General features: G+C 50.4%; 6 protein-coding genes, 5 tRNA genes and 1 pseudogene. 4 read left to right on the top strand and 8 right to left on the bottom strand.

All coding sequences use genetic code 11. From position 1 onward, the window contains the following. Positions 1-1,204 (bottom strand): N-acetylmuramoyl-L-alanine amidase (locus tag ACRC27_RS01575; protein ID WP_438639004.1); only part of this gene is annotated, 1,204 nt, incomplete at its 3' end. A gap of 2 nt (positions 1,205-1,206) precedes the next feature. Then, complete coding sequence (gene tsaE, locus ACRC27_RS01570) at positions 1,207-1,671, bottom strand: tRNA (adenosine(37)-N6)-threonylcarbamoyltransferase complex ATPase subunit type 1 TsaE (RefSeq protein ID WP_438622206.1); 465 nt, start codon at positions 1,669-1,671, stop codon at positions 1,207-1,209. Positions 1,672-1,921: 250 nt separating this feature from the next. Here tsaE and queG point away from each other — a divergent pair, with 250 nt between their 5' ends. Further along, a complete protein-coding gene (queG, locus tag ACRC27_RS01565) occupies positions 1,922-3,139 on the top strand; it encodes a tRNA epoxyqueuosine(34) reductase QueG (protein WP_438639002.1) in 1,218 nt (405 codons plus the stop codon). Positions 3,140-3,703: 564 nt separating this feature from the next. Here the strand turns inward: queG and ACRC27_RS01560 are convergent. The 6 genes from ACRC27_RS01560 to orn form a co-directional block, all read right to left on the bottom strand. Next, positions 3,704-3,779, bottom strand: a tRNA-Gly gene (locus ACRC27_RS01560). A gap of 37 nt (positions 3,780-3,816) precedes the next feature. Continuing rightward, positions 3,817-3,892 (bottom strand) — tRNA-Gly (locus ACRC27_RS01555). Positions 3,893-3,953: 61 nt separating this feature from the next. Continuing rightward, positions 3,954-4,029: transfer RNA gene (locus ACRC27_RS01550), tRNA-Gly, on the bottom strand. Between the two features lie 44 nt (positions 4,030-4,073). Then, positions 4,074-4,149, bottom strand: a tRNA-Gly gene (locus ACRC27_RS01545). Between the two features lie 35 nt (positions 4,150-4,184). Continuing rightward, a tRNA-Gly gene (locus ACRC27_RS01540) sits at positions 4,185-4,260 on the bottom strand. Positions 4,261-4,442: 182 nt separating this feature from the next. After that, positions 4,443-4,988 (bottom strand): oligoribonuclease, encoded by a 546-nt coding sequence (orn, locus tag ACRC27_RS01535; protein ID WP_438622162.1) that lies wholly within the window; start codon positions 4,986-4,988, stop codon positions 4,443-4,445. 86 nt (positions 4,989-5,074) lie between these two features. On the opposite strand from orn, the gene rsgA reads away from it, so the two are divergent. From rsgA to ACRC27_RS01520, 3 genes and pseudogenes are all read left to right on the top strand, one after another. Then, a complete protein-coding gene (rsgA, locus tag ACRC27_RS01530; protein WP_438629968.1) occupies positions 5,075-6,118 on the top strand; it encodes a small ribosomal subunit biogenesis GTPase RsgA in 1,044 nt (347 codons plus the stop codon). Between the two features lie 186 nt (positions 6,119-6,304). Next, complete coding sequence (asd, locus tag ACRC27_RS01525; RefSeq protein WP_438622163.1) at positions 6,305-7,258, top strand: archaetidylserine decarboxylase; 954 nt, start codon at positions 6,305-6,307, stop codon at positions 7,256-7,258. A gap of 105 nt (positions 7,259-7,363) precedes the next feature. Continuing rightward, positions 7,364-8,379, top strand: a pseudogene (locus tag ACRC27_RS01520) (miniconductance mechanosensitive channel MscM); the annotation flags it as partial.

Here is an 8,379-nt window from a genome sequence, read left to right as displayed (position 1 = left end):
CGCTGACTGCGTTCGATTTACCTGATGTAGCCCCTGGGTTACTGACCCGCTGATTAGGGTGCTGACGGTAATAAGTTTTGATCCCGCGATAAATGGCGGTGGCAATTTTGGTCTGATGGGCGCTACTGCCAAGCAAACGCTCTTCTGACAGATTGGAGATAAAACCGGTTTCCACCAGCAATGAAGGAATATCCGGCGAGCGCAACACGCCTAAGCTGGCATGTTCTGGCCGGCGTTTATGCAATGGGGATATTCTCCCCATCTCTGATAAGACTTTCGATGCCACATCATAACCCACACGCTGTGAGTGGCCGAATTGCAAATCCAGCACCGTTTGGCTCAGATAGCGGTCATTATTGCTGCCCGAAAGCACCTCTCCGGCACCGCCTAGCAGTTCAGATTGCTTTTCATGATCTTCGAGCCAGCGGCCCATTTCAGAGTTAGCGCGACGGTTTGACAATACCCAAACTGATGCCCCTTTCGCACTGCGATTCGGCGCGGCATCAGCGTGAATAGAGATCAACAATTGTGCATCTTTTTCACGCGCAATATCAGAACGACCGCTGACCGAGATAAAATAGTCTCGCTCACGGGTCATCACCGCGCGAAAACCGCTGTCATTGTTTAGCATATCACGCAATTTTTGCGCAATCGCCAGTGTGACTTGTTTTTCACGCAGGCCATTTTTACCAACAGCGCCCGGATCTTGCCCGCCATGACCGGGATCAATCGCTATCACCACCCGTTCATTACTGCGCGTGCTGCGTGATGTTGAGGTTGTCTGAGTACTGCGTGCTTTTGCGCTGCTGCCGCCAATTGGCGTAAGTGACAACACCACCTGATAACCGCTTCCGCGCTTTTCCGTCACCGCTTTGGCGTTTACTCGCTGTGATAAATCCAGCACCAAACGCAGTGTTCCGCGCTGCGGGGCACTGCTGGTGCGGATGCTTTCAACCAACTTACCCCGATACCGTTTGGGCAAGCTGACTTTTTGCGTCGTATCACGCAAATCAACAACCACCCGATCAGGTTGGCTTAAGTTAAAATAACCGTACGACGGTTTCCCGCTAAAACTCAGTATCAGCTCATTTTTCGAGCCGCTATCACGCAGGCTGACATCGGTTAGCGTTGCCGCAAAGACCGGTAACCCACAGCACCACAACAGCACACCCAGTAGCAGTTGCCCACGAGATTTAATCCACATCCCTATTCGTCACTCACTCGCGCCAGTAATTGTTGTCCGTTTAGCGTATTAGCCTGCAAAATGGCACTGCGTGCTTCACCATCATAGTGCAGCGTAACAGTCACATCGGCCGGCGGTAAAAAGCCCTCTCCACGCTGCGGCCACTCAACCAAACAGAGTGAGCGCTCACCGAAGTAATCACGAATTCCCATAAACTCAAGCTCTTCGGGATCGGCCAAACGGTACAGATCAAAATGGCAAACTGTCCATTCAGGCAACTGATACGGCTCAACCAGCGTGTAGGTTGGGCTTTTCACATTACCGGCATGCCCCAGTGTTTGCACAAATCCACGGCACAAGGTTGTTTTCCCCGCCCCTAAATCACCATGCAAATAGATCACTGTGGCACTCACACAGCCTTGTGCCAGACGCTTTCCCAAAGCCACTGTCGCGGCTTCATCAGCCAAATGTAACGTTACAGATTTCATCATGATTCATTATTCGTTCTAATTAGAATGACTTAACGACCGATCAATGGGCAGATCATAGCACTGCTGGCAGTAAATATTGAAGTTACGCCAGTAATTACCCGCAATAGCCCGACTTTCCGCTAAAATAACCGAAATAGACTCGGTTAAATACCCGTCGTATTCAAGAAGTTTACACACTTATGCGTAATGGCAACAATTCCATCACCTAAACTACAACCCCAAACCGGCATTTAACACTGATATTGGCATGATACCACCTACTGAAATACCCGCAGCACAACCCACCTCCGCCACGCTATCAGCGGCTGAACTGGCGCAATTAGCCCTGTCAGTCAAACAGTGGGGGCAGGAACTTGGCTTTCAGCAGATAGGTATCTGTGATATTGACCTGCAAGAGCATGAACCACTGCTGCAACAATGGCTCGATAACCAGTATCACGGTGAAATGAGTTGGATGGCCAGCCACGGCACGATGCGGGCTCGCCCCGCCGAATTGCACCCCGGCACATTGCGCGTGATCAGCGTACGCATGAACTACCTACCGGCTCATGCCCGTTTTGCCGAGGTACTCAAAGATCCCACTCTCGGCTATGTCAGCCGCTATGCGCTCGGGCGTGATTATCACAAACTGCTGCGCCAACGCTTAAAGCAGTTGGGGGATAAAATCCAACAGCAAGTCGGGCTGCGTGGTTTTCGCCCGTTTGTTGACTCAGCTCCGCTACTAGAGCGCCCGCTGGCGGCAAAAGCCGGTATCGGCTGGGTAGGTAAACACTCACTTATTTTAAACCGTGAAGCGGGATCGTGGTTTTTTCTTGGCGAACTGCTGGTCGATTTAGCCCTGCCCGTTGATCAGCCACTGAGTGCCGAATGTGGCCGCTGCGTTGCCTGCATGACCACCTGTCCGACCGGCGCAATTGTCGAACCGTATGTGGTGGATGCACGCCGCTGCATTTCATACCTGACTATCGAAGCGGAAGGCGCAATCCCTCTGGCGTTACGCACGGCCATTGGCAACCGCATCTACGGGTGTGATGATTGCCAGTTAATCTGCCCGTGGAATCGCTTTTCGCAGCTGACCGAAGAGTCTGATTTCAGCCCACGCGCCCACCTGCATGCACCGCAGTTGCTGACACTTTTTTCGTGGGATGAAGCCACCTTTTTAAAACAAACTGAAGGCTCGGCGATCCGCCGTATCGGACATCGCCGCTGGCTGCGCAATATTGCCGTAGCACTGGGTAATGCCCCCTATCAAGCCGCTATCTTACAAGCACTGCAACAGCGCTTAGGGGATGATGAGCTAGTCAATGAACATATTCAGTGGGCTATTGGCGAACAGTTGCGCAAACAGAGCGCATTAGCCGCATTTTGTGCCGATGCCCCCCTCATTCCAATACAGCAAGACAGCACAACGCAGCAGCGCAGGCTGGTGCGGGCGATTGAAAAAGGGTTGCCGCGCGATGCGTAAGGGGCAATTTCATCGCTACGGTTCGCAACTGAATATTCGCCGCTACATATCGCCCCACGTGCTGCGCAATATCTGCATTCACCATGCAAACACAAGACAACAAAAGTAAGACAGTCAGCGAAACAGATCACTAATTTTACCGACAACCATTGACGGCACGCTAAGCGATTGTTCTTACACTGGGGATATGTGGATAACAATTAGCAGGCACGCGAAATTAAGCACAGGCCGGAATAAGGCTGCGTTAAATTGAAGCACAGAAAAAGCCCTTGAAAGCCCGTATATTCTGGGGATTTAGCCATAATCGAAGCATAAATCACTGCTTTTTCAGCCGCGTTAAATGTTCTGCACACTGTGGATAACTCTGTTCACAAGGCACGCAAAGCCGCATCAACAGTGCGATGAGACAGAGCACAGAAGCTCAACATCAGCAGTGTAAATGCAGCAGAATATAAACAGACAGTGATCAGTAACGACAAAAAAAGCCCGCTCTGGGCTTATTTCCCTATCCTGCTATAAGCAAAATACGGTGATGATCTAGAGATAGTATATTTATGGTTAGTTTGGAGCGGGAAACGAGACTCGAACTCGCGACCCCGACCTTGGCAAGGTCGTGCTCTACCAACTGAGCTATTCCCGCATAACTAAAACATAAACTCTGCTGTAATACGTAGAATTGGAGCGGGAAACGAGACTCGAACTCGCGACCCCGACCTTGGCAAGGTCGTGCTCTACCAACTGAGCTATTCCCGCTTGTATTACGGCAGCGGTGCATTCTACATCAGTAACACATGGTTGGATAGACATGTGCATTTGGAGCGGGAAACGAGACTCGAACTCGCGACCCCGACCTTGGCAAGGTCGTGCTCTACCAACTGAGCTATTCCCGCATCCCTGTAGCATGCTGTTTAACGTCGTGAATATGCGCTGTGCTTGGAGCGGGAAACGAGACTCGAACTCGCGACCCCGACCTTGGCAAGGTCGTGCTCTACCAACTGAGCTATTCCCGCATCGCGGTAAGCATCATATCAAGACGGTGTAAGTTTGGAGCGGGAAACGAGACTCGAACTCGCGACCCCGACCTTGGCAAGGTCGTGCTCTACCAACTGAGCTATTCCCGCATCACATCCCCTAAAGGGGCTTACACACATAGCAGCGAAAACCTCACTGCTACGGGCTGCGAATTATACGGAGATTCGCTTTTGGTGCAAGTCTAAAACGAAAAAAACTTGCACTAATTTGTTGGATTGCTGACAAATCATGCAGTTTGTTTACTTTGCCAGCAAGCCGGAAGAATCATAGATTAAAGCTGAATAAAGTGCTCACGGTAATAGCGCAATTCAGCGATAGATTCACGAATATCATCAAGGGCTAAATGGGTACCCTGCTTTTGAAAACCGGCCAGAATTTCCGGCTTCCAGCGGCGTGCCAGCTCTTTAAGTGTGCTAACATCAAGATAGCGGTAGTGAAAATACTGCTCTAATTCTGGCATGTGGCGGTATAAAAAGCGGCGATCTTGGCCGATACTGTTACCGCAAATCGGTGAACAACCAGCGGGAACCCACTCGGCGAGAAAGGCCAGTGTTTGCGCCTGTGCTTGTGCCTCGGTGCATGTGCTGCTGCGCACGCGATCAACCAATCCGCTTGCCGTATGGGTTCGGGTACACCACTCATCCATCTTCGCCAGCACATCGTCAGGCTGATGAATAGCCAGTACCGGCCCTTCAGCAAGAATATTGAGATCTTTATCGGTGACAATGGTGGCAATTTCCAGCACCTTATCGGTATCCGGCTCCAGCCCTGTCATCTCCATATCAATCCAGATTAGATGTTCTTTATTGTTTGTCATCACCACTCCTGCGTTTTTTCTCGCAAACTGCGTGTATGATACAGGGTTTAAACCCTCTGCGTGTAATTACCAACGGGCAAATTACTTTGAGTAAGAAAAAGCTAACTCTCGGCCAACAGCGCCGTGTCAACGCAAACCAGCAACGTCGGCTCAAGCAAAAAGATCGCACTGTCGAGTGGGATGATGCTCTGCTTGGCGAGGCGCAAGAGGGCCTCGTGATCAGCCGTTTCGGTATGCATGCCGATATTGAATCTACCGATGGCAGCTTACACCGTTGTAATTTGCGCCGCGCCATCAAAAGCCTCGTTGCCGGTGATCAAGTGGTCTGGCGGCCAGGTAAAGAGCACCTGCAAGGCATCAGCGGTGTGGTTGAAGCGGTACACGAGCGCCACTCTGTGCTGACTCGCCCCGATTTTTACGACGGTGTAAAAGCAGTAGCCGCCAATATTGATCAAATCATTATTGTTTCATCCGTACTGCCGGAGCTCTCTACCGATATTATCGACCGCTATTTAGTGGCCTGTGAACAGGTCAACATCACACCTATTATAGTGCTAAATAAAGTCGATCTGCTCAGTGATGAAGACCGTATTTGGGTGAACGAAACCCTGCAACAGTATCAGGACATTGGCTACAAAATTTTGTGGGTCTCTTCCCATACCGGTGAGGGGATGGAGCTGCTCAATGCGCAGCTAAGCGAACAGATCAATATTTTTGTTGGCCAGTCAGGGGTGGGCAAATCAAGCCTGATTAACTTCCTGCTGCCAGAGGCCAATGCCAGTACGGGTTTGGTTTCCGATAACTCAGGATTAGGTCAACACACCACCACCGCAGCCCGTTTATATCATCTGTCGCAAGGCGGCAATCTGATTGATTCACCGGGTATTCGTGAATTTGGTTTGTGGCACTTAGATTCCGAGCAAGTAACCGAGTCATTTATTGAATTTCGTGACTATTTAGGCTCATGTAAATTCCGTGACTGTAAACATGATAACGACCCCGGCTGTGCGATTCGTGCCGCGGTTGACGCGGGAAAAATCAGCACCACGCGCTATGACAGTTATCACCGGATTTTGGAAAGCATGCTGTTAGCCCGTGCTCGCCGCCACTTTCCACAACGTGAAAGCTAAATACATTACCAAAAAGTACAAGCCCGCTATCAACGCGGGCTGACTGACAAACCCGACGATTACAGGTAAAATGCGCGCCTTTTCTATGCCGTCACCGGCACGGTATTGTGGTTAAGGCGCGGTACGCATGGGTGTCAGGCACAATTTACAGACTCCGGCGTTAAAGGCGCATCAGAGAGGCATAACGTGTTAAACAGAATTAAAATTGCACTACAATATCTGCTGCCAAAACAGTTGCTCACTCAGTGTGCCGGTTGGGCCGCAGAAAAGCAGGCCGGCGTGATTACACGTACCGCCATCAGTTTGTTTGCCCGCCATTACAATGTGAATATGCAAGAAGCGGTGAACAGCGATCTGGCTTCTTATCCCACATTTAATGCTTTTTTTACCCGCCCGCTCAAACAAAGCGCGCGCCCGATTAATTTTGAGCACAACAATCTCTGCCTGCCGGCTGACGGTATGATTAGCCAGCTTGGTGCGCTGCGTGATGACCTGCTGCTGCAAGCAAAAGGCCACTACTACACGTTAGATGCACTGCTGGGCGGAGAAACAGCACTGGCCAAACAGTTCCGCCACGGCGCATTTGCTACCACTTATCTTTCCCCGCGCGATTATCACCGTGTACACATGCCGTGCGATGGTGTGTTGCGTGAGATGATCTACGTGCCCGGTGAGCTATTTTCAGTTAACCCACTGACAGCCGAAAATATTCCTAGCCTGTTTGCTCGTAATGAACGGGTAATTTGTGTGTTTGATACCGTATTTGGCCCGATGGCACAAATTCTGGTAGGTGCAACGATTGTTGGCAGCATGGAAACGGTATGGGAAGGGACAATCACCCCACCGCGCAAAGGTGAGTTGATGCGCTGGAGCTACCCTGCACGCGGTGAAACCGGTGCCATTGAGCTGAGCAAAGGGGCTGAAATGGGCCGCTTTAAACTCGGTTCTACGGTGATCAATATTTTCCCGCAAGACAGCATTATTTTCGACAACGGATTAGAGCATGGTACAGTAACCCGCATGGGTGAAAGCTTTGCTCAGCTTATGCACCCATCTGCACGCACGGTTGCGGTTACGCCAGATGAAGAAAAATCAGAATTAAATGATAATAATCAAAATGATAATGCAGTAAGCGAGTAAGTTTTACCGCGCATTATTGTTGATAAAGTAACCGACAATACGTGAATAAATAGTGAATACTCAGACCGTCGTTTACGGCGGTCTTTTGTTCTTATGAGGTCGCGCATGTCACGACAACCGCTTACTCGCCTGCCCATTTTTCTACTCTTTTGTCTGTTCTTTTCCCTGATTGCTATTCAGCCTGCACAGGCTGACATACTGCAATCGGCAGAAAAATTACAGCAGTCGGTTACGGCTGTTGAAGCGGGCAATCTACCGGATAAAAAGTTAATCATTGATAACCTGCAAACGGCACTGACATGGCTGAAAACCCGTGATGATGCCCAAAAACGGCGCAATGATTACCAGTCAACCATTGATAATTATCCGGAGATGACCGCTGAGTTACGACAAAAATTACTGGCGCTACAACAGAGCAAAACCCCGCCGTTACGTGCAGCAACCTCTGCTGAGTTAGAGCAACATCTGCTACAAGCTAACAGCAAGCTGCTGTCTGCCACCCGTGAGTTGCAGCAAGAGAGCGAGCAGATCCAGTCAATTATTGACTCTCTCAACGATATTCCGGCACGGCAAAGTGAGGCGCGTAATGCGCTGGCACAGGCCGAACAACGTTTGCAGTCTCTGCCGCAAAACAGTGCACCGGCAAATCAGTCACAAGAGCAAGCACTACGTGCAGAAGTGGCCGCACGTAAAGCGCAGGTTGATACGCTCGAACTTGAGCAGCTTTCTGCCAACAACCGCTTAGAACTGGCCCGTTTAGCGCAGGAGATCTCGCGGATTGAGCGCGATAGGCTGGATGAGCAACAGCAAGCCTTGCGTGCCGAGTTTAATGAAATGCGCCAAAAAGAGGCGCGTCAGGCTCTCGATCAGAGCAACCAGTTGATTGAAAATAGCGCTAATTTACCGCAATTTTTATCCGAGCTGGTGAGCCAAAACCAGCAGTTATCACAAGATCTCAATCAACAAGCACTGTTTTTAGAGAGAACTGCTGAAGCCCAGCGCACAGCGCAGGCCAACACCAATCAGGTCAAAATGGCGTTGAGCAGCATTCGCGAACAGGCGCAGTGGTTATCCGTTTCCAATGCACTGGGTGAGAGCTTACGCTCACAAATTGCCAAACT

This window comes from Plesiomonas sp. (assembly GCF_051650925.1).
Lineage (GTDB): Bacteria > Pseudomonadota > Gammaproteobacteria > Enterobacterales > CAMTGL01 > Plesiomonas.
Note: the sequence above shows the minus strand (reverse complement) of the source record. Positions and strands in the feature narration are given on the sequence as shown.

Bases quoted from the DNA above. Each gene is read 5' to 3' on its own strand.
- tsaE (WP_438622206.1), bottom strand. From the start codon at position 1,671: ATGAAATCTGTAACGTTACATTTGGCTGATGAAGCCGCGACAGTGGCT.
- queG (WP_438639002.1), top strand. From the start codon at position 1,922: ATGATACCACCTACTGAAATACCCGCAGCACAACCCACCTCCGCCACG.
- orn (WP_438622162.1), bottom strand. From the start codon at position 4,988: ATGACAAACAATAAAGAACATCTAATCTGGATTGATATGGAGATGACA.